This window comes from Roseomonas sp. CECT 9278, from assembly GCF_918698155.1.
In the GTDB taxonomy this organism is placed as follows: Bacteria; Pseudomonadota; Alphaproteobacteria; order Acetobacterales; family Acetobacteraceae; genus Neoroseomonas.
Genome location: NZ_CAKKLX010000047.1, coordinates 12,925 through 37,507, shown reverse-complemented (window position 1 = coordinate 37,507; position 24,583 = coordinate 12,925). Strand labels below are relative to the sequence as shown.

23 protein-coding genes, 1 tRNA gene and 1 pseudogene are annotated in these 24,583 nt (G+C 72.6%); 11 read left to right on the top strand and 14 right to left on the bottom strand.

The genetic code is table 11. The features are described 5' to 3' along the window. Positions 1–409: 409 nt before the first annotated feature. Positions 410–1,042, bottom strand: a complete 633-nt coding sequence (locus tag LQ222_RS21890) for a glutathione S-transferase family protein (protein WP_230168978.1) — start codon at positions 1,040–1,042, stop codon at positions 410–412. 152 nt (positions 1,043–1,194) lie between these two features. Further along, positions 1,195–2,151 carry a glutathione synthase gene (gshB, locus tag LQ222_RS21885; protein WP_230168977.1) on the bottom strand — a complete coding sequence of 319 codons (957 nt, stop codon included), beginning with the start codon at positions 2,149–2,151 and terminating at the stop codon, positions 1,195–1,197. Between the two features lie 244 nt (positions 2,152–2,395). On the opposite strand from gshB, the gene LQ222_RS21880 reads away from it, so the two are divergent. Next, a complete protein-coding gene (locus LQ222_RS21880; protein WP_230168976.1) occupies positions 2,396–2,896 on the top strand; it encodes a hypothetical protein in 501 nt (166 codons plus the stop codon). Here the strand turns inward: LQ222_RS21880 and LQ222_RS21875 are convergent. Further along, positions 2,829–4,301, bottom strand: a complete 1,473-nt coding sequence (locus LQ222_RS21875; RefSeq protein WP_230168975.1) for a short-chain fatty acyl-CoA regulator family protein — start codon at positions 4,299–4,301, stop codon at positions 2,829–2,831. The genes LQ222_RS21880 and LQ222_RS21875 overlap by 68 nt on opposite strands. Before the next feature lie 154 nt (positions 4,302–4,455). Here LQ222_RS21875 and aceA point away from each other — a divergent pair, with 154 nt between their 5' ends. The 3 genes from aceA (at position 4,456) to LQ222_RS21860 (ending at position 6,650) form a co-directional block, all read left to right on the top strand. Further along, positions 4,456–5,784, top strand: a complete 1,329-nt coding sequence (gene aceA, locus LQ222_RS21870; protein WP_230168974.1) for an isocitrate lyase — start codon at positions 4,456–4,458, stop codon at positions 5,782–5,784. A gap of 19 nt (positions 5,785–5,803) precedes the next feature. Beyond that, the gene (locus LQ222_RS21865; RefSeq protein ID WP_230168973.1) at positions 5,804–5,974 is read left to right on the top strand and encodes a hypothetical protein; all 171 of its coding nucleotides are present in this window, start codon (positions 5,804–5,806) and stop codon (positions 5,972–5,974) included. A gap of 148 nt (positions 5,975–6,122) precedes the next feature. Continuing rightward, the gene (locus tag LQ222_RS21860) at positions 6,123–6,650 is read left to right on the top strand and encodes a rhodanese family protein (protein WP_230168972.1); all 528 of its coding nucleotides are present in this window, start codon (positions 6,123–6,125) and stop codon (positions 6,648–6,650) included. Positions 6,651–6,879: 229 nt separating this feature from the next. On the opposite strand, the gene LQ222_RS21855 is transcribed toward LQ222_RS21860, so the two are convergent. After that, positions 6,880–8,196, bottom strand: coding sequence for a M20/M25/M40 family metallo-hydrolase (locus LQ222_RS21855; protein ID WP_230168971.1), 1,317 nt, complete (start codon positions 8,194–8,196; stop codon positions 6,880–6,882). A 108-nt stretch (positions 8,197–8,304) separates the two neighbouring features. Here LQ222_RS21855 and LQ222_RS21850 point away from each other — a divergent pair, with 108 nt between their 5' ends. Beyond that, positions 8,305–8,991 (top strand): glutathione S-transferase N-terminal domain-containing protein, encoded by a 687-nt coding sequence (locus tag LQ222_RS21850; protein ID WP_230168970.1) that lies wholly within the window; start codon positions 8,305–8,307, stop codon positions 8,989–8,991. A gap of 782 nt (positions 8,992–9,773) precedes the next feature. On the opposite strand, the gene LQ222_RS26390 is transcribed toward LQ222_RS21850, so the two are convergent. The 3 genes and pseudogenes from LQ222_RS26390 to LQ222_RS21840 form a co-directional block, all read right to left on the bottom strand. Continuing rightward, complete coding sequence (locus LQ222_RS26390) at positions 9,774–10,154, bottom strand: Bug family tripartite tricarboxylate transporter substrate binding protein (RefSeq protein WP_374202186.1); 381 nt, start codon at positions 10,152–10,154, stop codon at positions 9,774–9,776. Next, positions 10,129–10,749: pseudogene (locus LQ222_RS26385) on the bottom strand (Bug family tripartite tricarboxylate transporter substrate binding protein); the annotation flags it as partial. The pseudogene LQ222_RS26385 and the gene LQ222_RS26390, both read right to left, overlap by 26 nt. An 80-nt stretch (positions 10,750–10,829) precedes the next feature. Next, the gene (locus LQ222_RS21840) at positions 10,830–12,503 is read right to left on the bottom strand and encodes a M3 family oligoendopeptidase (RefSeq protein WP_230168968.1); all 1,674 of its coding nucleotides are present in this window, start codon (positions 12,501–12,503) and stop codon (positions 10,830–10,832) included. Between the two features lie 177 nt (positions 12,504–12,680). Between LQ222_RS21840 and LQ222_RS21835 the strand changes: the two genes are divergently transcribed. Continuing rightward, a complete protein-coding gene (locus LQ222_RS21835; RefSeq protein WP_230168967.1) occupies positions 12,681–13,355 on the top strand; it encodes a substrate-binding domain-containing protein in 675 nt (224 codons plus the stop codon). A gap of 82 nt (positions 13,356–13,437) precedes the next feature. Here the strand turns inward: LQ222_RS21835 and LQ222_RS21830 are convergent, their stop codons facing one another. Beyond that, positions 13,438–14,685: an MFS transporter gene (locus LQ222_RS21830; protein WP_230168966.1), complete on the bottom strand. Its 1,248-nt coding sequence runs from the start codon at positions 14,683–14,685 to the stop codon at positions 13,438–13,440. Between the two features lie 98 nt (positions 14,686–14,783). Here LQ222_RS21830 and LQ222_RS21825 point away from each other — a divergent pair, with 98 nt between their 5' ends. Together LQ222_RS21825 and LQ222_RS21820 are read left to right on the top strand one after the other, a co-directional pair. Continuing rightward, positions 14,784–15,089, top strand: a complete 306-nt coding sequence (locus LQ222_RS21825) for a hypothetical protein (protein ID WP_230168965.1) — start codon at positions 14,784–14,786, stop codon at positions 15,087–15,089. 5 nt (positions 15,090–15,094) lie between these two features. Next, positions 15,095–16,558 carry a methyl-accepting chemotaxis protein gene (locus LQ222_RS21820; protein ID WP_230168964.1) on the top strand — a complete coding sequence of 488 codons (1,464 nt, stop codon included), beginning with the start codon at positions 15,095–15,097 and terminating at the stop codon, positions 16,556–16,558. 9 nt (positions 16,559–16,567) lie between these two features. Here LQ222_RS21820 and LQ222_RS21815 read toward each other — a convergent pair whose 3' ends face one another. Further along, complete coding sequence (locus tag LQ222_RS21815) at positions 16,568–17,680, bottom strand: glycosyltransferase family 4 protein (protein ID WP_230168963.1); 1,113 nt, start codon at positions 17,678–17,680, stop codon at positions 16,568–16,570. Positions 17,681–17,860: 180 nt separating this feature from the next. On the opposite strand from LQ222_RS21815, the gene LQ222_RS21810 reads away from it, so the two are divergent. Together LQ222_RS21810 and LQ222_RS21805 are read left to right on the top strand one after the other, a co-directional pair. Further along, positions 17,861–18,829, top strand: coding sequence for a tripartite tricarboxylate transporter substrate binding protein (locus LQ222_RS21810; RefSeq protein WP_230168962.1), 969 nt, complete (start codon positions 17,861–17,863; stop codon positions 18,827–18,829). Continuing rightward, entirely contained in the window at positions 18,826–19,947 is a 1,122-nt protein-coding gene (locus LQ222_RS21805) for a hypothetical protein (protein WP_230168961.1), read from the top strand. Before LQ222_RS21810 ends, LQ222_RS21805 begins: the two co-directional genes overlap by 4 nt. A 60-nt stretch (positions 19,948–20,007) precedes the next feature. Here the strand turns inward: LQ222_RS21805 and folE are convergent, their stop codons facing one another. From folE to LQ222_RS21780, 5 genes are all read right to left on the bottom strand, one after another. After that, on the bottom strand, positions 20,008–20,652 hold the full coding sequence (gene folE / locus LQ222_RS21800) for a GTP cyclohydrolase I FolE (protein ID WP_230168960.1): 645 nt from the start codon (positions 20,650–20,652) through the stop codon (positions 20,008–20,010). 267 nt (positions 20,653–20,919) lie between these two features. Then, positions 20,920–21,333 carry a Co2+/Mg2+ efflux protein ApaG gene (gene apaG, locus LQ222_RS21795; RefSeq protein WP_230168959.1) on the bottom strand — a complete coding sequence of 138 codons (414 nt, stop codon included), beginning with the start codon at positions 21,331–21,333 and terminating at the stop codon, positions 20,920–20,922. A gap of 98 nt (positions 21,334–21,431) precedes the next feature. Continuing rightward, positions 21,432–22,043 (bottom strand): LysE family translocator, encoded by a 612-nt coding sequence (locus LQ222_RS21790; protein WP_230168958.1) that lies wholly within the window; start codon positions 22,041–22,043, stop codon positions 21,432–21,434. 4 nt (positions 22,044–22,047) lie between these two features. After that, positions 22,048–23,268 (bottom strand): O-succinylhomoserine sulfhydrylase, encoded by a 1,221-nt coding sequence (metZ, locus tag LQ222_RS21785; RefSeq protein ID WP_230168957.1) that lies wholly within the window; start codon positions 23,266–23,268, stop codon positions 22,048–22,050. A 179-nt stretch (positions 23,269–23,447) separates the two neighbouring features. Further along, positions 23,448–24,413 carry an ATP-grasp fold amidoligase family protein gene (locus LQ222_RS21780; RefSeq protein ID WP_230168956.1) on the bottom strand — a complete coding sequence of 322 codons (966 nt, stop codon included), beginning with the start codon at positions 24,411–24,413 and terminating at the stop codon, positions 23,448–23,450. Between the two features lie 71 nt (positions 24,414–24,484). On the opposite strand from LQ222_RS21780, the gene LQ222_RS21775 reads away from it, so the two are divergent. Next, positions 24,485–24,558 (top strand) — tRNA-Gly (locus tag LQ222_RS21775). Positions 24,559–24,583: the final 25 nt, after the last annotated feature.

The following is a 24,583-nucleotide window of genomic DNA, read 5'->3' as shown; positions in this document are numbered from 1 at the left end:
TGCCTTGGATGGGGCACGCCTTGCGGCGTGACGGATGTGCAGGGCTGAAGCGCCCTTCGCATCCACCGCTGCCTTGGATGGGGCACGCCTTGCGGCGTGACGGATGTGCAGGGCTGAAGCGCCCTTCCCATCCACCGCTGCCTTGGATGGGGCACGCCTTGCGGCGTGACGGATGTGCCGGGCTGAAACGCCCTTCCCATCCACCGCTGCCTTGGATGGGGCACGCCTTGCGGCGTGACGGATGTGAAGGGCTGAAGCGCCCTTCGCATCCACCGCTGCCTTGGATGGGGCACGCCTTGCGGCGTGACGGATGTGAAGGGCTGACCGCGCTTCATATCCATCGCTTGCTGGCCCGGGGCGCGCCTTGCGGCGTGACTGATGCTCGGGGCGTCGCGGGCGCTGCGCCTCGTCACGTCATCGGCACGCCTACCCAACGCTGGAAGCCGGGCCGCTCGCCGACCTTCGCATACCACGCCGCCAGCGCCGGGAAGGGCGGCATGCCCTCGACCCGCACCTCGTCGCCGAACCAGCGCCGCGCGTAGCAGCCCAGCACGATGTCGGCGATCGTCATCTGCGCGCCATCGAGGAACGGCCCGCCTTGGCGCGCGATCCAGGCATCGACCATCGCCCAGCAGGTCGCCGCCGCCTTCATCGCCGCCACCACGCTGGCCATGTCGCGCTTGTCCGCCGGCGTCCGCACCAGGCCCCAGAACAGGTTGCGTTCCGCCGGCGACAGCGTGGAGAGCTGCCAGTCCATCCAGCGGTCGGCGGAAGCACGCGCCTGCGGGTCGGCCGGGTACAGCGCGCTGCCGTGCTTCACCGCGAGATACCGCAGGATCGAATTCGATTCCCACAGAACGAAGCCGCCATCCTCGAGGGTCGGCACGCGGCCGTTGGGGTTCATGGCGCGGTATGCGGGCGTGTCCACCACGCCGTGCTCCAGCCCCGCATCGCTGCGGTCATAGGCGATGCCGAGCTCATCGAGCATCCACAGCACCTTCTTCACATTGACCGAATTCACCCGGCCCCAGACCTTCAGCATCACGCTTCTCCCCCGCGCGCCTTCGGTGCACCTGTCCCCGGCGCGCCTTTAGCGCACCTGTCCCCGGCGCGCCTTCAGCGCGACATCCGCCCGCGCGCCTTCAGCGCGACATCCGCCCGCGCGCCTTCAGCGCGCCTGTCCACCGCGCGCCGTCAGCGTGACCCCACCTTCCCCTCGATCGCGTCCCAGATCGCGCGTTCCAGGTGCACGCCATCGAAGCGCGCGATCTCCTGCAGGCCGGTGGGCGAGGTCACGTTGATCTCGGTGAGCAACCCGCCGATCACGTCGATGCCCACGAAGATCATGCCGCGCGCCTTGAGTTCCGGGCCGATCGCGGCGCAGATCTCGCGCTCGCGGTCGGTCAGCGTGGTGGGCTCCGGGCGGCCGCCGACATGCATGTTGGACCGCGCCTCGCCGGCTGCCGGCACGCGGTTGATCGCCCCCATCGCGACGCCATCCACCAGGATGATGCGCTTGTCGCCCTCGCGCACCGCGGGGACGTATTTCTGGATCATCAGCGGTTCGCGGGATCGCTCGGTGAACATCTCGACCAGCGCGTTCATGTTCGGGTCTTCGGGGCGCAGGTGGAACACGCCCGCGCCGCCATTGCCGAACAGCGGCTTGATGATGATGTCGCCGTGCTCGGCCCGGAACGCCGCGATCCGGCGGCGATCCGCGGTCACCATCGTGACCGGCATCAGGTCGGGGAAATGCGTGACGAACAGCTTCTCCGGCGCGTTGCGCACGCTGGCCGGGTCGTTCACCACCAGCGTGCGCGGGTGGATGTGCTCGAGGATGTGGGTGGCGGTGATGTAGCCCATGTCGAAGGGCGGGTCCTGGCGCATCAGCACCACGTCGGCGCCGGCACCGAGGTCGAGTTCCTCCTCGGCGCCCAGGGTGAAGTGGTTGCCGGCCTCGCGCCGCACCTCGACCGGCCTGGCCCAGGCGGTGACGCGCCCGCCGCGCAGTGCGAGGTCCCGCACGTGGTAGTGCCACAGCGCATGGCCGCGCGCCTGCGCTTCCAGCATCAGGGCGAAGGTGGAATCGCCGTCGATGTTGATGGTCTCGATCGGGTCCATCTGGACCGCGACGCGGAGGTTGCGGGTCATGGGCGCATGTCCTGGCTCTGGTCCGGGGCGGACCGCTTGCCACCGTCGTGCCATTGCGCGCGCGAATGCGCCAGGGGTGCGGGATCGCGGGAGTTCTGCAACTTGAAGTTGTTTTGAATTAACATAATACGATTTCCGGTTAGCATCTGCCGCAGGCGTGGCATAAGTTGCCGCATCCTTAAGGTCCTGCGGGACCGATGATGCGGCAGGACGCCGCGCCCCTCGCCACGTGACGAGACGCGCCATGTCCATGACCCTGCCCGATGACCCGCTGATGCTGCTGCTGCACGACCAGGCGCTGCTGGCCGCCTTGCTGGCGGGCCACGACCCGGCGCTGGCGCCGGCCGTGCCCGGCGCGCCGGCCCCCCTCCGCGAGGACGCGCCGCCGCCGCCGCCCGCGGCCGACCCGCAGGCCGCGGCCGAGCCACAAGCCGTGCCGCAGCCCGAGCCCGACCCCCCGTTCGCGCTGGTGCCCGAGGACGCCTTCCCCACCATCGCCGAGCTCGATGCGCTGCTGGCCGACAGCTACGCCCCGGAACCCGGCCTCGACCGCGCGACGCGCATCGAGTTCGCCGAGGCCTTCGGCATCGACCCCGCGCTGATCGACGACGAGCAGGCCTTCCTGGCCGCCCTCGCCGCGCTGGAACCGCCGCCCGAGGACGACCTGCCCGAGCAGGTCAGCGGCGAGCCAAGCCCGGCCGAGATCTGGGGCGGGTCTGTGCGGGAGGACTGGGCGCTGGGCTGACCGGCGCCGGGCGCGCCGCCGTCTCGAAGCGATAGGGCGCGGCGCCTTCCACGGCGGGGTCCAGCACCAGGCGGTGCTCCAGCGGCGGGAAGGCGCGGGACCGGCACTCCGCCCGGTCGCACAGCCGGCAGGACAGGCCGATGCCCACCGCGGCGGCCTCAAGGTCCAGCCCGTCGGCATAGACCAGCTCGGTCGCGCGGGCGATGTCGCAGCCCATCGCGACCACATGCACCGGCGGGGGTTCGCCCCAATGCGCCGCCGGCCCCTGCACGCTGCGTGCGACGGTCAGGAAGGTCGCGCCGTCCGGCAGCCGCGCCACCTGCACGCGGATGCGCCCGGGCGTCGTGAAGGCTTCGTGCACCACCCAGCGCGGGCAGGACCCGCCATAGCGCGCGAAGGGGAAGCCGGCCGCCGAGAAGCGCTTGCCGACATTGCCCGCCGGATCGACGCGCAGGAAGAAGAACGGCACGCCGCGCGCACCGTCGCGCTGCAGGGTGGACAGGCGTTGCGCGGCTTGTTCGAAGGACACGCCGAAGCGCGCCGCCAGCGCCTCGATGTCGTGGCGCAGCGCGCGCGCGGCCGCGAGGTAGGGCGCATAGGGCATCAGCAGCGCCGCGGCGGCGTAGTTCAGCAGGCCGATGCGCATCAGCGCGGCGGCTTCGGGCGTCGTCGGCGCGGCGCCGGCCAGCGCGGCGTCCACCGCCTCCTGCGCTTCCAGCAGCATCAGCGTGAAGGCCATCTGGAAGCCGCGCGATTCGCGCGGCAGGGACTCCGACAGATGCAGCGCGCGCGCCTGCGCGTCGTGCCGCCGCATCGCGCCCTCCAGCGGGCCGACCGTGACGGTCAGCCCATGGGCGCGGCGCAGGCGTTCGGCGATGGCGTGGTTCATCTCCGACGGGCGCGTGGCGATCTCGCGCGCGATCGCCTCGGCCACCGCTTCCAGCGCAGGGAAGTGGTTGGCGCGGTCGTGGAAGAAGTCGCGCGCTTCCTCGTTCGGCAGCAGGATGCGCCGGCCGGTGGGCAGCGCCAGGCCCGAGGAATCCTCGCGCGCGACGCGCCAGGCGCGGTACAGCGCCAGCACCGCGCGCGCCGCATTCGGCGCCGCGGCGGCGAGGGTCGCGACCTCGGCCTCCGGCACCTCCTCGAGGCCGAGCATCGGGTCCGACAGCACCTCGCGCAGGCCGGATTCCAAATGCCGTTCGGCGCTGCCCGACAGCGCCGCCAGCTCGACGCCCAGCACCTCGGTCAGCTTGATGAGCAGCGATGCGGTGACCGCGCGCTGGTCGTGCTCGATGAGGTTCAGGTAGCTCGCGGAAATGCCCAGGCGCGCGGCGAGCGCCTGTTGCGTGAGGCCGCGTTCGGCACGCAGGCGCCGCACGGTGCGGCCGATCAGCGGGCGGGCCATCGCTTTACATTCTTCACAGGCTGAAAGCACATCATGTGAATATATCCACATTCTTGCTGGGTCGAAGGCAAGATCGCTGGTGAATCTCGCCCGCGCAATGTGAATTATTCACGGGCGCCGGACACCCCGGCCGAACGACTCCCCGAGGATCGCCATGCGCCCGAACACCCATCCCTGCTTCGCCCCGGACGGTTCCGCCGGCGGTGGCCTGCCGCCGCAGGATCCGCACCGCTTCGCCGGCATCCGCCGCGACTACACCGAGGCCGACGTCGCCCGCATCGCCGGGTCCTTCCGCATGCGCCACACGCTGGCCGAGAACGGCGCGCGGCGGCTGTGGGACCTGCTGAAGCGCGAGCCCTTCGTGAACACGCTGGGCGCGCTGACCGGCATGCAGGCGCTGCAGCAGGTCAAGGCCGGGCTGAAGGCGATCTACCTGTCGGGCTGGCAGGTCGCGGCGGATGCCAATTCCGCCGGGCAGATGTACCCCGACCAGTCGCTGTATCCCGTCGATTCCGTGCCGAAGGTGGTCAGCCGGATCAATGCCGCGCTGCGCCGCGCCGACCAGATCGCGACGATGGAGCGGCTGGATGGCAAGGCCGATGACCGCACGCACTACATGGCGCCGATCGTGGCCGATGCCGAGGCCGGCTTCGGCGGCGCGCTCAACGCCTATGAGCTGATGCGCGCGATGATCGAGGCCGGCGCCGCCGGCGTGCATTTCGAGGACCAGCTGGCATCCGAGAAGAAGTGCGGCCACCTCGGTGGCAAGGTGCTGGTGCCGATCAGCCAGCACATCCGCACGCTGAACGCCGCGCGCCTCGCCGCCGATGTCGAGGGCGTGCCGACCGTGCTGCTGTGCCGCACCGACGCCGAATCCGCACAGCTGCTGACCGCCGATGTCGATGAACGCGACCGCCCCTTCATCGGCAACGACCGCACGCCGGAGGGCTTCTTCCGCATCCGCCCGGGCATGGGCAAGCAATACGCGATCGCGCGCTCGCTCGCCTATGCGCCCTATGCCGACCTGTTGTGGTGGGAGACCTCCGACCCCGACCTGGCCGATGCGCGCGACTTCGCCGAAGCCATCCACCGCGAATTCCCGGGCAAGATGCTGGCCTACAACTGCAGCCCTTCGTTCAACTGGCAGCGCAAGATGGGCGTGGAGGCCGCCGCGCAGTTCCAGCGCGAGATCGGCGCCATGGGCTACAAGTTCCAGTTCGTCACCCTGGCCGGCTTCCACAGCCTGAACCTGTCGATGTTCAAGCTCGCCCGCGGCTACGCCGAGCGCGGCATGGGCGCCTATTCCGAACTGCAGCAGGCCGAATTCGCCGAGGAGCAGAACGGCTTCACCGCCGTGCGCCACCAGCGCGAGGTCGGCGTCTCCTACTTCGACGCGGTGGCGATGGCGGCCTCGGGCGGCCGGTCCTCGACCACCGCGATGGAGCACTCCACCGAAACCGCGCAGTTCGTCCCTGCGCATTGACCCGAGAGGACACGATCCCATGAGCAACGACCGCCACGACGACGGCCTGGTGCATGCCCATCGCTGGGCCAGCGAGCCGCATCGCCGCCCGCAGCCGCGGGTCGTGATCAAGCCGCGCGACGACCATGATGACGGCCTGGTGCATACCCATGGCTGGGCCTGCGGGGAGCGCGGCCGACCTTCCCACTGAACGGCCCGGCGGGCCAGGGGCGGCGAACCCCCCTGGCCTTCCATGCGTCTTGACTTATTTATTCGCCAGACCGAAGTGATGGCCACAGCCCCGCCGGCCGCGTCGACATCCCGTCGCCGCGCCGGCGCGGCCAGAGGCCCGTGGCGCCATGACCCTGCCGACGATCTCCGCCACGCGCGCCGCCGAGATGCTGCGCGCCGGCGACGCCCTGCTGGTGGATGTGCGCGAGGCCGACGAGCGCGCGCGCAGCCACGTGCCCGGAACCGCCCACCTGCCGCTGTCCCGCCTGGATGACGCAAGACGGCCCGGCCCGCCCGGCGGCGCCGTGATCTTCCATTGCGCCACCGGCGCGCGCACCGCGCAGCATGCGGCGCGGCTCGCGGCCCATGCCGGCGATGGCGGCGCCTTCATCGTCGCGGGGGGCATCGATGCGCTGCGCCGCGCCGGCGTGGCGGTGGCCGACAACCGCAGCGCGCCCCTGCCGCTGATGCGCCAGGTGCAGATCGCGGCGGGATCGCTGGTGCTCGCGGGGGTGCTGCTGGGCACGCTGGTGGCGCCGGCCTTCTACGGCCTGGCGGGCTTCGTGGGCGCCGGGCTGGTCTTCGCAGGCACCACCGGCTTCTGCGGCATGGCGAATATCCTGGCCGCGATGCCCTGGAACCGTCGCACGGCCTGATCCCGGCCCGGCGTTGCCGCGCGGCGCGGCGTGCAGCCCTGCCGCGGGCCATGGCGGGCACGCAGCCGCCCAGCCTGCCTGCCAGGGCCATTGCTGCTCGCCTTGGCGCGCTTCACCGCGTCGAGACCCCTGTTCTCACGAACATCTCCAGCCGATCAGATGAGTCCATCCGATCACGGCCTGCTCCCAGCGCGTACGGCAGCGACGCGCCCCGGATCCCGGCGTGCGGTCAGCCCTCCGCCGCCCCGCACCACAGCCCGATCAGCGCGGCGATCACCGCCACGCCGCGGCGGTAATCCGCCACATCCACCCATTCGTCGCGCCCGCCATTCTGCGTCAGGTCGCCACACAGCGGCCCCAGCCCGACGCAGGGAATGCCCGACTGCACCATCGGGTTGCGGATGTCCGAGGAGGTGTGCAGCGGATTGATCTCGGGCGCCGTGCCGGTGCCCAGCAGCACCGCCTCGCTGGTCGCGGCCCACAGCGCGTGGTCCTGCCCGACCTCGGCGCCCGTCACGCCGGAGACGAAGACGATCTCGGGCGGATGCGCCGCCAGCGCGGCATCGGTCGCGGTGGCTTCGCGCAGCGCCGCCTCCACCTCCGCCTGGACGTCGGCGAGCTTCTCGCCCGGCGGGAAGGCCAGGGCGCAGGACAGCTGCACCGCGGGCGGCACGCGCGAGGCACGCCCATCGCCCAGCGCGCGGATGTCGCCGATCAGCAGGTTGGTGGACCGCCCGATCGCTTCCTCCAGCACCGGGTGGTGCACCCGCGCGCCGCGCCGCGCATCCAGCGCGCGCAGCGCGGTGATCACCGCCGGCAGCAGGTCGACGGGATTCACCGCGAGATGCGCGAAGGCGGTATGCCCGGGTTCCTGCGTGGGCGGCTGGGTGCCGCGCAGCACCACGCGGAACACCAGCTGCCCGGGGGCGAGCGCCTTCACTTCCCGCATGCCGATGCCGGATTCGGCAGGGTGCAGGTACACCGCCGCATCGGCCGCCACGCCGCCATGCAGCAGCGCGTGCACGCCGCGCGCATGGCGCTTGGAGGGCGTGCTGGCCAGGATCACGTCGCCCTTCGGCTTCAGCCCCGCGGCGCGCAGCACGCGTACCGCCTCGACCATGGTGGCGATGCCGGCCAGGTCGTCCGCCACGCCCCAGCCGTGGATGCGGCCCTGCACGATGGCGCCGGCGAAGGGGTCCTGCGTCCAGCCATGCTGCGGCTGGAAGGCCTCGCCATCGGGATGGGCGAAGAAGATCACGCTGCGCCCGCCGCCGGTGCCGGGCAGGCGCGCCAGCACGGCGACGCGTTCCTCGGTGGCGATGGCGGATTGGTCGGCGAATTCCTCGCGCAGCTGCACCTCCGCCGGCTTGTAGCGGCGGCGTTCCACGGTGCAGCCCGCGGCCTCGGCGGCCTGCGCGATGCGCGCCTGCACGGCGTCCTCGCCGGATCGCTGGAGACCGATCAATTCGCGCAGGAAGGCGACCGAGGCCTCGCCGCCGGCCTCGGCGGCGGCGGCGACACGGGCGGCGACATCGGATGCGGACATGCGGCAGGATTCCCGGGTGATTCGCGCGATGGTTCGGCGGCCGCGGCGTTGCGTCAAGCGCCGCACCGGCCGCATCCTCGCGCGCATCGAATTGGGGGGCTTCGCAGGATGCGGCTGATCATCGGGGGCAAGTGGTCCTCCACCTGGACCATGCGCGGCTGGCTGGCCTGCCGGCTGTCGGGCCTGCCCTTCGAGGCCGAGACGCTGTTGCTCTCGCGCCCCGAGAGCAAGGCGCGGCTGGCGGCGGCCTCGCCGACCGGGCTGATCCCGGTGCTGGTGGATGACGGCGTCGTCGTGACCGATACGCTGGCGATCGCGGAATATTTGTGGGAACGCGCGCCGGGCTGCGCGATCTGGCCGGGCGAATTGCGCGCGCGCACCGCGGCACGGATGTCGGCCGCCGAGATGCACGCGCATTTCGCGGAACTGCGCGCGGCGATGCCGATGAACCTGGTGAAGCGCTGGCCGATCGCGAACGGGATTCCGTCCAACGCCAAGCTGCTGGGGCGCCCGGGCGTCGAGGCGCAGGTCGCGCGCGTGCAGCAATCCTGGCGCGACACGCGCGCCGCCTGGGGTGCGGGCGGGCCATACTTGTTCGGCGCGCGCTTCAACTTCGCGGATGCGATGTGGGCGCCGATGGCCTCGCGCTTCCGCACCTATTCCGTGGCGCTGGCGCCGGATGCGCAGGCCTATGCCGATGCGGTGCTGGCGCATCCGCTGGTGGCGGAATGGGTCGAGGGCGCCCACGCCCAGGCGCGCGAGATCGGCTTCGAGGCCTGCGCCGCCTGGCCGTGAGTCACGCCGTCGGCAACGCGTGGTCCCGCGCCGCGGGCATCAGGTATAGGCGCGCTGCGCCTCCCGCAGATGGCCGGAGGGCAGGGCGTCGATGCCCGGGTCCGGCGGCAGCTCGACGCCGAAATTGCGCCGGAGCACATCGGCGATGACCTCGTAGCAGGAGCCGATGCGCACCACTTCCAGGGTGCGGAAATCGATCATGGTCGACGACCGCCGGTAGGTGTGGAACTTCTGCAGCCCGTAGTCGATCACCGTGCCGGCCACGGCACGGATCTCGGGCTGGATGTCCTCGAGACGGAAGCGCGGGCCGGTGCCTGTCAGGTTGGCAGAGGAGCCGAACAGCGGCTGCCCGGCGGCCGCGGCCTGGCGGGCGATCTCGCCCTGGAAATTGCCGGCATTCATCAGCATGGCCAGCGTGCCGCCATCGGTGCTGGCGGCCAGCGCGTCGTCGCCCAGGGCGCGCAGCAGCGGGTGGTCGGCGCGGAAGGCCGAGACGACAGCGACCGGCAGGTCGTGGTCCTCGACCAGGGCGCGCACCATCTGCTTGCCGCGCGCATCGAGCAGGTGGATCTCGTCGTGCAGCGCCAGCGTGCCGAGCATGGCATTGCGCTTGTGCGTGCCGCGGCCCTTGGCGCGGAACAGGCGCATCAGCGCGTCCTGGCAGCCGCCCACCCCGGCATAGCCGACATCCATCGGCATGAGGATGACACCGCCCGCCTGCACGGTGGCGAGCGCACGGGCGGCATCCCCAGGAATATCGAGCACGGCCATGGCGCGGTCCTTCAATCGAGCGACAGGTTCAGCGCCGGGATGATCGGCGCCCAGCGTTCGCGTTCGGCGCGCAGCAGCGCGGTCGCTTCGTCCGGCGTGGTCACGGTGATGTCGAAGCCGGCGGCGACCAGCTGCGCACGCAATTCCGGTTCGGCAAGCGTCGCCGCCATTGCCGCGTGCAGCGTGGTGATCACCGGCGCTGGTGTCGCGGCCGGCGCGAACATCAGGAAGCGCAGCGCGGAGACGGCGCGCGGCAGTCCCGCTTCCGCGGTGGTGGGAATGCCGGGCGCGACGGCCGAGCGCCGCGGCGACAGCAGCGCCAGCGGCTTCAGCGTGCCGGCGGCGAAATGCCGGCTGACGCTGCCCCTGGCTGAACACGCCCAGCTGCACATGCCCCGCCACCACGTCGGTCGTGGCCGGCCCTCCGCCGCGATACTGCGCCTGCACCAGGCGGATGCCGGCCTCGCGCGCCAGCAATTCGAAGCCGAGGTGATGCGGCGATCCGACCGAGGGGTTGGCGAAGGTGAACTTGTCCGGCTCCGCCTTCGCCAGCGCGATGAAGTCCTGCAGCGTCGTGGCCGGCACCGCGGGATTCACGGCCACCACGAGCGGCGTCTCGGCCATGTAGCCGACCGGCGCGAAGTCGCGGAACAGGTCGTAGGGCAGGCTGCGGTACAGGAAGGGGAAGTAGGCGATGTTGTCGGCGTTGATCACCAGCGTATGGCCATCGGGCGCGCTGCGCGCGGCGGCCTCCATGCCGATGGTGGTGGCGGCGCCGCCGCGGTTCTCGATCACCACCGGTTGGCCGAGACGGGCACGGAAGCGTTCGGCGAAGGGCCGCGCCAGCGCATCGGTGCCGCCGCCCGGCGGATAGGGAATGATCAGGCGGATCGGCCGCGCTGGGAAGGACTGCGCCCGCACCGCCGGCGCAGCGAGCGCGGCGCCGAGCAGCCCGAGCGTGGCGCGGCGGGGGATGCGCTGGGTCATCGGCGTGTCCTCCTTGGTGTTGCGCGAACCATCCGGCGCGGATGCGTTGCGCGCAAGCCCTGGCCGCCGGCGCCGCGCGATCAGACGCCCAGCACCGCCGCGGCCTCGCGCACCGCCGCCTCCAGCGCGCCCTCCGCGAAGGGCGAGACCAGCCCGGCCGAGGCCACCAGCCCCTGGAAGGGCATCGACCCGCCGCGCCCGCACAGCGCCACATACGCATCGAGCGCGCCCTTCGCGTCGCGCCGCGACCACACCCAGAACTGCAGCGCGACGCACAGCGCCAGCGTGTAGTCGATGTAGTAGAAGGGCGAGTTGTAGATGTGCTGCTTTGCCTGCCAGCGCCCGCCCTTGGCGGGATAGGCCAGGTCGCCGTAGTCGGTCCACGGCATGTAGTGGCGCTCCAGCCGCTGCCAGATCGCGTGGCGTTGCGCGGGCGTGGCATCCGGGTTCGCGTAGACCTCGTGCTGGAAGTGATCAACGCAGACGCCATAGGGCAGGAACGCCAGCGCCTGCACCAGGTGCATGGCGCGGTAGCGATCGGCCGCGGCATCGCCCACCAGCAGCCCCATCTGCGGATGCGTCAGGTATTCGAGGGACATGGAGTGGATCTCGGCCGCCTCCATGGTCGGCCAGAGGTAGTCCACGCCCGGCTGGTGGCGGCTTTCCCAGCATTGGAAGGCGTGGCCCATCTCGTGCGTGAAGACGCCGATGTCGTTGTGCGTGCCGTTGAAGTTGGCGAAGATGAACGGCGCGCCGACGGAGGGAAACGACGTGCAGAAGCCGCCGCCCGCCTTGCCCGGGCGGTTCTTCAGATCCAGGAATCCACCCTCGCGCATCATCCCGTAGAAGCCGGCGATGCGCGGGTCCATGCGGTCGAACATGGTCTGCGCGGCCAGCACCAGCGTGTCGTGGTCGCCGGCCGGCTTCGGGTTGCCGGCAGGGTCGATCAGCGCCTCGTCCCAGTAGCGCAGGCGGTCCCAGCCGAAGCCGGCGCGGCGCGATTCCAGGATGCGCGCGACCAGCGGCGTGACATGCTGCGCGACGGCGTCGCGATACCGCGCCACGTCCGCCGGGCCGTAGTCGAGCCGCCGCATCCGGCGATAGGCCAGCGGCGTGAAGGTGGCATCGCCCAGCTTGCGCGCCATGCCGGTGCGCAGCTTGACCAGCTGGTCGTAGATGCCGTCCAGCGCGTCGCCGTTGCGCGCGAAGAAGTCCCAGCGCGCGGCCTCGGCCTCGTGGCGCGTCGCGCGGTCGGGGTCCTCGGCGAAGGGGGTGATGCCCGACAGGTTCACCACCTGCCCCTTCACCTGAACCTTCGCCCCCGCCAGCAGCGCGGTGTAGCGGGCGGACAGGCGGCTCTCCTCCTCGGTCTCGGCGGCGATCGAGGGATCGAAGGCGGTGATGTCGGTCTCCCACAGCGCCACGGCATGGGCGCCGGCGGCGGCTTCGAGACCGGCGCGGTCGGCGTCCGCCAGCAGGCGGCGCTTCAGCGCGGTCTCGTGCGTCGCGGCCTCGGGCGCCAGGGCATCGGCGTATTCGCGCGCGGCGACCGCTTCGGCATCGGTGGTGTCCTGCGCGAAGCGCAGATGCACCAGCGACGACCAGGTGTCGTGGTCGCGCCGCGCCGCATCCCACAGTGCCAGCGCACCGAGGCGGTCGCCGGCATCGAGGCGCGCATCGATCGTGGCATGCGTCGCGGCCAGGCTGTCGCGGTCCGGCCGCGGGGCGGTGATGGCGTCGAAGCGGAGCGTCATGGCGGGGTCCGTGCTGGGTGGCATGCAGGTGGCGACAGGGGGCGGGTGGCGTCAAGCAGGGCCGCGGTCCAGGATGCGCGCCGCGGTATCGCGCGCAGCCGCCACACCAACCCTGCGCGTCCCGTTTCGTCGCGCGCAGCCGCCACACCAACCCTGCGCGTCTTTCCGGAGCCCGCCATGCCACGCCTGATGTCCACCCTCGCCATCGCCGGACTGCTGCGCGAGGCCGCGCCGGCGATCGAGGCGGTGCTCGGCGCAAGGCTGGATGTCGAATTGGCGCCGACCCGCGCGCTGGAAGGGCGCATCCGCGGCGGCGAACGCGCCGATGCCGCGGTGCTGACCGCGGAAGCCATCGCCGCGCTGTCCGCCGAGGGCGTGCTGGACGGCACGACCGCGCGCGCGCTGGCGCATTCGCGCGTCGGCATCGCGGTGAAGGCCGGCGCGCCGCATCCCGACATATCCGACGTGGCGGCGCTGCGCCGGCTGCTGCTGGACGTGCCGTCGCTGTGCTACTCGCGCGCCGGGGCCTCGGGCATCTTCTTCGCGGACCTCATCGAGCGCCTGGGTATCGCGGCCGAGGTGAACGCCAAGGCCATCGTGATCCCGCAAGGCTTCACCGCGGAAAGGCTGGTGAGCGGCGAAGCGGCCATCGCCTTCCAGCAGGTCAGCGAATTGATGGAGGTGGCGGGCATCGAGGTGGTCGGCGCGCTGCCCGATGGCGCGCAGACCATCGCGGTATTCTCCGGCGCGGCCTTCGCCGGCGCGGCCGATGGGGCGCGCGTGCTGGACGCGGTGGCGGCCTGCTGCACGCCCGCCGCGCTGGTGGCGAAGGGCCTCGACGTACCGGGTTAGGGCAGATCCCGATCGGGTGAAGGCGCTCGTGGAACCAGAAGCCCGGCGGCATCGAAGCGCGCCACCGTGAGCGGAAATGCCTCTAGGCCGCCGCGGTCGCGAGGCCGCCCCGGCGCTGCCACCGCATCGCGCGCCGCAGCAGCCACAGCGCGATCGCCAGGTTCACCAGGTTCCACGCGATGCCGTTCCACATCGCCGCCTGGTACGACCCGGTCGCGTCGAAGATGGCGCCCGCCATCCACCCGCCCAGCGCCATGCCCACCAGCGTCGAGGACAGCGCGATGCCCACGCGCGTGCCCGCCTGCGCGGGAGGGAAATACTCGCGCACGATCATCGCGTAGGACGGCACGATGCCGCCCTGGAACAGGCCGAACACAGCGCTGACCGCGAACAGCGCGACCATGCCGTCGGATGGCAGGAACAGGAACAGCGCCACGCCTTGCAGCACGGAGCCCAGCGCCAGCGTCCGCAGCCCGCCGATGCGGTCCATCACCATGCCAAACACCAGGCGCGAGACGATGCCCGCCGCCAGCATGACGGACAGCATTTCGGCGCCGCGCTGCGCGCCGTAGCCCAGGTCCACGCAATACGCCACGATATGCACCTGCGGCATCGCCATCGCGACGCAGCAGGCCACGCCCGCCGCGCCCAGGATGGCCTGCAACACGTTCGGATGCAGGCCGAGCGGCAGCACCGCCGGCGCCCCGGCCGCGCGCGGCGGCGGCGCGGGCGGCAGCGGCGGGCGTGCGCGCAGCGCCAGCGCCAGCGGCAGCATGGTCACGATGCACACCAGCCCCATCGCCAGATGCGCGTGCCGCCAGCCGATCGTGTCCACGCCCCATTGCAGCAGTGGCGGCCAGACCGTGCCGGCCATGTAGTTGCCCGATGCCGCCAGCGCCACCGCGATGCCGCGCCGGCGCGAAAACCACAACGACGCATCGGCGATCAGCGGCCCGAACACCGCCGCCGCGCCGAAGCAGCCCATCAGCACGCCATAGGCCAGCCCGAACACGAAGATGGACGGCGCCAGCGCCGCCGCCACGCCGCCGGCCGCCAGCGACACCGCCGCCACCATCACCGGCACCATCGTGCCGAAGCGGTCCGACAGCCGCCCCATCAGCACGCCGCCGAACACGAAGCCGACCATGGTCATGGTGTAGGGCAGGGATGCATCCGCGCGCGCCGTGCCGAATTCCGCCTGCACCGCCGGCAGCATCACCACCACCGACCACATCGGCGCGCTGCCGATCATGCACAGCAGCACGATCGCGGACAGGCGCAGCCAGGCGCGGCGTGAGTCGATCAATCCTGCCGCGTCGGCGTGGCGCATGGTGTTTTCTCCCGGGCTGGCATGGTGGCACGGGTCCGGTGGCGCGGCCATGCGGGCGGGCAACGGCCGCTTGACCCGTGCGCGCCTAGGGTCGCGTGATGCGCCATGCCCTGCTTTTTCTGTTCGGCAGCGCCGCGGCCTTGGTGCTGGCGGCCGCCTGGCCGCGCGCGGGGCATCCGGTGCTGGTTGTCCTGCCGCCTGGTGCGTCGCCGGGGGCGGCCTTCGCCGTGGAGGGCTGGCGCATCCAGCGCATCGTCCAGGCCGGCCCCGCCATGATGTTGCTTGCCGCGCCCGAGACCGCCGCGGCGCATCCGGCGGCGCTGCGCCGTGCGTCCGGCGGCGTGCTGGCCATCACCGCGCGAATCACCGGCGATTGCGCCCCCGCTTCCGTGAAAGGCGTCTGACCGCGATGTATCTCTCCCTGCTTCGTGAGCGCACGGGCCGCTTCCTGATCGCGCTGCTGTGGGGGCTGGTGCTGCTCACGCCGGTCGTTGCACTGCTCCAGGCGCGCGCGACGGAGGACGCCTGGATCGGCACTGCGCTGCTGGGCGCGGCGGCGCTGGTCGCCACCGGTGCGGCGCGTGGCGGCGCCGGCGCGCCGGCCGCGCGCCAGGCCATCGCGGTGGCGCTGATGTTCGGCGTGTCGGTGCATGTGTGGTTGGCCCCGGCGGGCTACGCGATCGACCTGCACATGGCGTATTTCGCGGGCCTGGCGCTGCTCGCGGGGCTCGTGGACTGGCGGACCATCATGCTCGGCGCCGCGACGGTGGCGGTGCATCACCTGGTGTTGAACTTCACCGCGCCGGCCTGGGTGTTCGGCGTGGCGGAGGGCAGCCTGGCGCGCGTGGTGGTGCATGCCGTGGTGCTGGTGGTCGAGGCCGCGGCGCTGGTCGCCATGACGCGCGGCCTCGAAGCCGCTGCCGCCACCGCGGCGGCCGCGCTGGCCGAGGCGCGGTCGGCGCGCGAGGCCGAGGCCGCCGAGGCCGCGCGCCGCCTGGCGCAGGAGGAAGCCGCCGCGGCGGCCGCCCGCACCGCGCGGCACGGCATCGCGGCCGCGGTGGAGGACCGGATCGGGCGCGTCGTGGTGGGCGTGGAGGATGCCTCGGGCCAGCTCGGCGGGGCCGCGCAGCGGATCTCCGCCGCGGCGCATGAAGGCGTGGCCGGCGCGGAATCGGCGCGCGGCGCGGTGGGCGAGGCCGCCGGCGGCGTGCAGACAGTCGCCGCCGCCGCCGAGGAACTGGCCGCGGCGGTCAACGAGATCACCCGCCAGGTCGCGCAGGCCTCCGCCGTGGCGCGCACCGCCGCCGAGCGCGCCGATGCCACCGGCGACATCGTCCGCGGCCTGTCCGATGGCGCGAGCCGCATCGGCGACGTGGTGCGCCTGATCGGCGAGATCGCCGGGCAGACCAACCTGCTCGCGCTCAATGCCACCATCGAGGCCGCCCGCGCCGGCGAGGCCGGCAAGGGTTTCGCCGTCGTCGCCAGCGAGGTGAAGGCCCTGGCCGGCCAGACCGCCAAGGCCACCGAGGAGATCGGCGCGCAGGTCGGCGCCATCCAGGCCGCGACCGACGGCGCCGTCGCGGCGATCCGCGGCATCGCCGAGGTGGTGCAGGAGGTCAACCAGGTCGCCGCCACCATCGCCGCCGCGGTCGAGGAACAGGGCGCGGCGACGCGCGAGATCGCCTCGGCAACCGCCGGCGTGGCGCGCGGCACCGATGCCGCCGCGGATGCCGTCAGCACGGCGGCCGACCGCATGGCGCGCACCGCCGCCGAGGTCGCCGCGCTCGAACGCATGGCCGGTGACCTGCGCGGCGAGGCGGGCGCGCTGCGCGGCGCGCTGGGGGCCACGCTGGAGGGGCTGCGCGCGGCCTGACGCCGCCCGCTACAGCCCCAACAGGTCCAGCGTGCGGCCGATCACCTTCGCCTCGTCGAAGCGATCCAACGCGCGGGCGCGGCCGGCCGCGCCCATGCGCGCGCGCAGCGCGGGGTCGGCGGCCAGGCGCGACAGCGCGGCGCCCAGCGGTGCGTCGTGCATCGGCGGCACCAGGTAGCCGGTCTCGCCATCGACCACCTGTTCGCGCGGGCCGCTGATGTCGGTCGCGACCACCGGCAGGCCGGTCATCATCGCCTCGATCACGCTCATGGGCAGGCCCTCGAAATGGGAGGGCAGGCAGAAGACGTCGGCCGCCGCCAGGATGCGCGCGACGTCGTGGCGATAGCCCAGGCGGCGGATGCGGCGGCCCAGCAGCGCCTCGGCGCGCGCGAAATGCGGGTCGAGATCCTCGCCATGGTCGGAGGCGAGGCGCTCGCCCACGACCCACAGCACGGCGTTGTCCGGCGTGGTCTCCATCGCCCGCAGCAATTCCGGGTGGCCCTTGTGGCGCACCAGGCGGGAGACGCAGGCGATGACGCAATCGCCCTCCGCCGCGCCCAGTTCCGCGCGCAGCGCCGTGCGCGCCGCCGCATCCGGGCGGAACTGCGCGGGGTCGCGCCCGTTCAGCACGGCGGTGGCGCGCGGATGAATCCGCAGGCGCCGCGCATCCGCCGCCTCCTCCTCGCTGACCGTCAGGAAGGTGTCGGTCATGCGGCCGCCGAGGCGTTCCATCCGCAGCGACAGCGCCCGGCGCCACCACGGCCCCGGCTGGTTGAACAGGAAGCCGTGGCAGGTATAGGCGATGCGCGGAACGCCCGCCGCCTTCGCCGCCAGGCGCGCCAGCAGCCCGCTGATCGGCATGTGCGCGTGCACCAGGTCGAAGCGTTCGCGGCGGAACAGGTCGACCAGCGCGCGATAGGCGCGCGCCTGCGCGGCCGGGTTCAGGCTGCGCGCCATCGGCACGGGGGCGATGCGGAAGCCCTCGGCGCGCGCGACATCCAGCAGCGGGCCTTCGGCCGCCACGCCCACCACCTCGTGCCCGCGCGCGCGCGCGCCGCGCATCACCGGCAGCAGGAAATGCCGCAGCGAGAAATCCACATTGGTGACTTCGCAGATCTTCATGCGCCGGCGGGCTTACGCCGGATCGCCGGCGGGGGGAATGCAGGCCCGAACGGCATCCGTGCCCGCCCCGGCGCGCGGCGATGGTTGCGGCCGCCTGGCGCCGCGACGGGGTTGCACCCGGCCCGATGATGTCATCCGATCGGGATCTGCCCTACGCTTGCGGCAAAACGGAGGACCGCCATGCGCCGTCGTCATGTCCTGGCTGGGGCCGGCATGCTGCTTTCCGCGCCGCTGCGCGCGCAGGAGGCCTGGCCGTCCCGCCCCGTCCGCCTGGTCGTGCCCTTCGCGCCCGGGGCGTCGTCGGACACGCTGGCGCGCCTCATGACCGCGAAGGCGGCCGGCCCGCTCGGCGTGACCTTCGTGGTCGAGAACCGCGCCGGCGCCGGCGGGCTGCTGGCCGCGCAGGCTGTCGCGCGCGCCGCGCCGGACGGCACCACCCTGCTGTGGGGCGGCGGCACCGCCATCACGCACGCGGTGATGCAGGCATCGCCGGGCTACGACGTGCTGCGGGACTTCACGCCGGTGACGACGCTGGCCGAACACCCGGCGATCCTGGCGGTGCGCAGCGCATCGCCGCTGCGCGACATGGCCGGGCTGCTGGAAGCCGCGCGCCGCACGCCAGGGGGGCTGCGCTACGGCTCGGGCGGGGTCGGCACGCCGGCGCACATGGCGGGCGCGGCCATGCTGAAGCTGGCGGGCGCCGAGGGCATCCACGTGCCCTATCGCGGCGCCAACCTGGCGACGCTGGCGGTCGAGCAGGGCGAGGTCGACTTCGCCTTCGCCATCAGCAACATCGCCCTGCCGCGCGCGCAGCAAGGGGCGGTGCGCATCCTGTGCACCGCCGGGTCGCGCCGCATGACCGCGCTGCCCGCCGTGCCGACGCTGGGCGAGGCGGTGCCAGGCGGGCCGATCGTGACCAGCGGGTCGAGCGTGGTCGGTCCGGCCGGCCTGCCGGAGGCGATCACCCGCCGCCTGCATGCCGGCTTCCGCGACGCCGTGACCGGCGATGCCGAACTGCGCGCCACCATCACCGGGGAGGGCGGCGAGATCGTGCTGTCCGACAGCCCCGCCGCCTATGCCGCCGCCTGGGAGGGCGAACTGCGACGCCTGCAGGAGCTGGTGCGCGTGTCGGGGGCGCGGGTGGAATGAACCCGGCGGCCTTCTTCGCCGACTACGACGCCTTCGGGCTGCGCCGCACCGGTGGCGAGGGCGATGCCGCCGCCGCGGAATGGCTGGCCGGCCGCGCCGCCGCGACAGGCGCCGCGGCGCGCCTGCTGCCGGTCGACTTCACCCGCCTGCTGCCGGGCGAGGCGGCCCTGGAGGCGGGTGGCGCGCGCTTCGAGGGGCTGCCGCTGTTCGATGGCGGCCTGACGGATGGCATGGCGGGCGCGCTCGGCCCGGTCGGCTCCGCCGCGCCGATCGGCTTCGCCGAGATGGACCCCGCGGCGGCGAGCCTGCCCGGCAACGACTTCGCGCGCGCCCGGGCGGAGAGCCGCCACGCCGGCATCGTCATCGCGCTGCGGACCAAGCCGGACGGGCTCGCGCCGATCAACGCGCATGACGCGGAGGCCGCCTTCGGGCCGCCGGTCCTGCAGGTGGCGGGGCGCGACGCCGCGGCGATCGGCGCGCTGGCGGCGGCGGGGGCGGCGGCGCGGCTGGTGGTGCGGGGCAGCCGCGGGCCTGGCCGGTCGCACAATATCCGCGCCGAACTGCCGGGCGCGGCGCCGCCGCTGGTGCTGCTGACGCCGCGCACCTCCTGGTGGACCAGCACGGCGGAGCGCGGCGGCGGCATCCTCGCCTGGCTGGTGGCGCTGCAGGCGCTGGCCGGCGCCGATCGGGCGCGCGGCGTGGTGGCGCTGGCGACCTGCGGGCATGAACTCGGCCATATCGGCGCGCATCGCGCCTTCGCGGCGGAACCTGGCCTGGCCACCGCGGCGCCGGTGGTGATCCATCTCGGCGCCAATCTCGGTGCCGCCGAGGATGAACGGCTGACCGTGCGCAGCAATGTGCCGGGCCTGGCGGACCGCATGGCGGCGGCGCTGGCGGCCGCCGGCCATCCGCGCGCGCCGCTGGAGGTGGTCACCGGCGGCACCGCGAATGGCGAGGCGCATGAGATCGCCGCGCGCGGCGGGCGCTACCTGTCGCTGATCGGCAGGAACCCGTGGTTCCACGCGCCGGAGGATCGCTGGCCGGTCAGCGTGGATGGGGCGCGGGCGGGAGCCATCGCCTCGGCCGTGGCGGCGATGGCGGTGGAGCTGGCGCGGTAGCGGCTGCCGTCGGCACCCGCCGATGGCCATGCGAAGGACGCAGGGCTGCGCGCGCCGCTGTCAGCCCTCGCCGCCGGCGCCGCGGCTGCCCTGGATCATCGCCATGAACTCGCGGCGCGTCGAGGCATCGTCGCGGAAGGCGCCGAGCATGCGCGACGTCACCATCGACACGCCGGTCTTGTGGACGCCGCGCGTGGTCATGCACTGGTGCACGGCCTCGAACACCACGGCCACGCCCTTGGGCTGGAGCACGTCGTTGATGACGTTGGCCACCTGGGCGGTCAGCTTCTCCTGGATCTGCAGGCGCTTGCCGAAGGCCTCGACCACGCGGGCGAGCTTGCTGATGCCGACCACGCGGCCATTGGGCAGGTAGCCGACATGCGCCTTGCCGATGATCGGGCACATGTGGTGCTCGCACATGCTCTCGACGCGGATGTCGCGCAGCACGACCATCTCGTCATAGCCCTCGACCTGCTCGAACGATCGCGCGAGCAGTTCGACCGGGTCTTCCTCGTAGCCGCAGAACCACTCGCGATAGGCCTTGGCGACGCGCTTGGGCGTGTCGATCAGGCCTTCGCGCGTGGGGTCGTCGCCGGCCCAGAGCAGCAGCGTGCGGATGGCGTCCTCGGCCTGCTGCTGCGTCGGGCGCGGCAACGTCTGGGCGGGGTCGTCGGCGGTGCGGGCGGCAGGCAGGTGGATGTTCACGGGTCGCGGTTCTTTCCAGGGGCGCGCGGCGCGCCTTCGCGTCGGTGCGCCTTCCTCGCCGGGTATCTGGGGGCGGGTCCGAAACGCGCAACCCACCAAGCCCGTGGACGCACCGCACGCCGCCCTGCCCGAACGCGGATCGCGGCCCGCCGCGATCCGGGAGCGCACGGCGCGACCGCGCCCGGACCATCAGCCACGCCCGGCGCGCCAGTGCGTGGCGCGCACGCCAGGCCCGCGGATGCGGGCGCCGGCGCCTGGGGCAAAAAACTAATGCACCCGGCCGGAGGGCTGGTGCGGGCTGTCCAGGCTGAAGGCCGGGATATCCACGTCGAAGCCCTCGCCGGTGAGCGTGGCCACCATGTGGTAGGCGCCCTGCATGAAGCCCGATCCGGTCGCGAGCGGCGTGCCCGAGGTGTATTCGAAGCGCCCGCCGGGCTCGAGCACCGGCGTCTCGCCGATCACGCCGGCGCCGTGCACGGTCTGGGTGCGCCCCAGGCCATCGGTGATGCGCCAGGTGCGGCGCAGCAGCTGCACGGGCTCACGCCCCGTATTCGCGATCTCGACGCGGTACGCCCAGACATACTGGCCTTTTTCGGGCTCCGACTGGTCCGCGAGATAGAAGGCACGCACGGTCACGCGTATGCCGCGCGTGGTTGCGCTGAACTCTTCCTGCCTTGCCATGATGGCGGCCACTCCCTTGCCGCCATTTGAGGCGCTGCGCCGGCGCTTGTCCACAACCGATGGTCACGGCGGCGCGCGCGGCGCCGACATGACGCGGATCAAGAACGGCGTATCGCTGCCGTCGCGAGTCCGGCGCCGGCCAGGATGGCGCCGCCGGCGCGGTTGAAGGCGCGGCGCACCGCGGGGCGCGCGACCGCGCCCGACAGCCGCGACGCCAGCAGCGCATAGAGCCCCGCATTGATCGCCGCGAGGCTCACGAAGGTCGCCACCAGCAGCGCGGCCTGCGGCAGGAACGGCGCGGTCGCGTCGATGAACAGCGGCACGAAGGCGACGAAGAAGGCGATGCCCTTGGGGTTCAGCGCGGTCACCACGTAGGCGTCGCGGAAGGCGCGGCGCGCGGTGACCGGCGCCACCGCGCCATCCGCCACCGGCGCCCGCCACATGCGGATGCCGAGCCACACCAGATAGGCCGCGCCGGCGAATTTCAGCACGGTGAACAGCGTGGCGGAGGCCGCCATCAGCGCGCCGAGCCCCGCCAGCGACAGCGTCATGGCGGTCAGGTCGCCGAGCGCCACGCCCGCCACCAGCGGCAGCGCGGAGCGGCCGCCGCCGCCCAGCGACTGGCCGATCACCAGCAGGATGGTCGGCCCCGGTATCACCAGCATCGCCGCGGTGGCGGCGACGAAGGCCAGCCAGGTCTCGACCGTCACGACGCTATTCCGCCGCGCGCGCCGGCGCGGCATTGGCCGCATCCAGCGCCTGCGACAGGTCGTCGATGATGTCGGCCACGTCCTCCAGGCCCACCGACAGGCGCACCGTGCCGTCGGTGATGCCAAGCCGCGCGCGTTCCTCGGCCCCCACGCGCATGTGCGTGGTGGTCGCGGGGTGCGTTGCCAGCGACTTCGAATCGCCGAGGTTGTTCGAGATGTCGATCAGCCCCATCGCGTCCATGAAGCGGAAGCAGGCGTCCTTGCCGCCCTTCAGGTCGAAGGTGACCAGCGTGCCGCCGGCGGACATCTGCGCCATCGCCAGCTTCTGCTGCGGATGGTCGTCGCGGAACGGGTACAGCACGCGCGCGATCTCGCTGCGTTCGGCCAGCATGTCGGCCACCGCGGCGGCGTTGCGGCACATGGCCGGCACCCGCAGGTGCAGCGTCTCCAGCCCCTTCAGGATGACCCAGGCGTTGAACGGGCTGATCGACGGGCCGGTGTTGCGGATGAAGGGCTGCAGCGTGTCCTCGACCCACTTCTTCGCCCCCAGCACGCAGCCGCCCAGCACGCGGCCCTGGCCGTCGAAATGCTTGGTGGCGGAATAGACCACGATGTCGGCGCCATATTGCATGGGCTTCTGCAGCAGCGGCGTGGCGAACACGTTGTCCACCACCACCAGCGCACCGGCCTTGTGGGCCAGGTCGCAGACCGCCTTCATGTCCACGATCTCGAGCATCGGGTTGGACGGGGTTTCGAGCAGCACCATCGTGGTCGGCTGCGACAGCGCCTTGGCCCATTGATCCAGGTCCGCGCCATCGACGAATTCCGTCGCGATGCCGTAGCGCGGCAGCAGAGTCGAGACGATCCAGTGGCACGACCCGAACAGCGCGCGGGACGCCACCACGCGGTCGCCGGTCTTGAGGTGCGACAGCATCGCCGCATGCACCGCGGCCATGCCGGTGGCGGTGGCGCGGCAGGCCTCGGCCCCTTCCAGCGCGGCCAGGCGCTCCTCCAGCATCGCGACCGTGGGGTTGCCGAAGCGCGAATACTGGTAGTGCTGCACGCTGCCGGCGAAGGTCGCCTCGGCCTGGGCGGCGCTGTCGTAGACGAAGCCGGAGGTGAGGAACATCGCCTCCGCCGTCTCGTCGAAGCCCGAGCGCATCTGGCCGCCGCGCACGAGCTGCGTGGCGGGGCGGAGCGGGCGGTTCGGGGCTTTCCGGGCCATCGGGCGGGACCTTCGCGAATGAACGGCGTCCGGCCCCTTCGCGGGCGGCGGATGGCGGGCATCCGCACGGCCGTTTTAGCGCGCTTGTTTTCCGCGCCCCGAAGGACACGACCCTGAACAGGGACCTCGCCGCAAGCTGGCCGGACAAATCGCGAGGGGTGTCGCCACCAGGGCTGTCGTTACGCCTGGGCGGGGCGCAAGGTCAAGCCGCCCGGCACGGCCGGCCCGGTGAAGTGTTCGCGCCCATCCAGCATGAAGGGCGGCGGCGCACCGCGCTGCGCCGCGGCATAGAGGCGCCCGACCAGGAGTTCGGCGGCATCGTCGCGGTAGTTCGTGCTGCGCCCGCCACCGGGATAGACGGTCAGTTCGCACAGCCAGGCGCGCCCCGCGGCCGCCAGGAAATCCACCCGCAGGTACACGAAGCCCGCCGACAGGCGGCGCGCCATCTCCAGCAGCGGCGCCGGGTCGATGCCGGCGGGGAAGCCGGTGGTGGCGGGTTCCGCATAAAGCGCCAGCGGCCGCAGCGCGGCATCGAGGCAGCCGCTGGCATCCGGCGCGCCGGCCGGATACCGGTTGACCCGGATGTATTGCGGCACGCCGCCGAAACAGTAGATGCAGATGTCATCCGGCCGCCGGCTGCCGGGCTGGCGCAGCAGCGGTTCGGCGATGACGCGCGGCGGCACGCCGGCATAGGCCCATTCCATCCTCTCCCGCCACATGTCGCGGCCGAGCCAGGCGTCCATCCGCGCGGTGACGGCGGCGCGGTCGGCGCCGGCGGTATCGCGCAGCGCGATGTTCCAGCCCGACCCGTGGCTGGCCTTGAGGATGCAGGCCGCGGGCAGCCGCCCCCAGTCGAGCGCGCCGGCGGTCGCATGGACCTGCAGCAGCGGCACGGTCGGGTCGTGCCCCAGGACGCGGCGCGCATGATCGCGCATCGCCACCTTGTCCACGATGACCGGCAGGCGCGGGTCGCGGTCGAAGATCATGCGATGGAGCAGCCACTCCACGTAGAAGCGCGGCGGCGCCAGGGCCGGCCAGACGCCGAAATCGCGCCGGAACCGCCGTACCAGCAGGCGCGCGAGGGCACCGTCCTCCTCCGACAGCCCCTGGCGGTCGATCCAGTCGAACAGCGTGTCGCGGTTCATCCGCGGCCTTCGGGCATGGTTTCACGACCCTGCTTGATAGCCCCCGCCCCGCCCGCCTATACGGAGGGGGCGCGGGCGTAGCTCAATGGTAGAGCTCTTGGTTCCCAACCAAGTGACGAGGGTTCGATTCCCTTCGCCCGCTCCAGCGCCGCGCCACCGGGCGCGGTCTC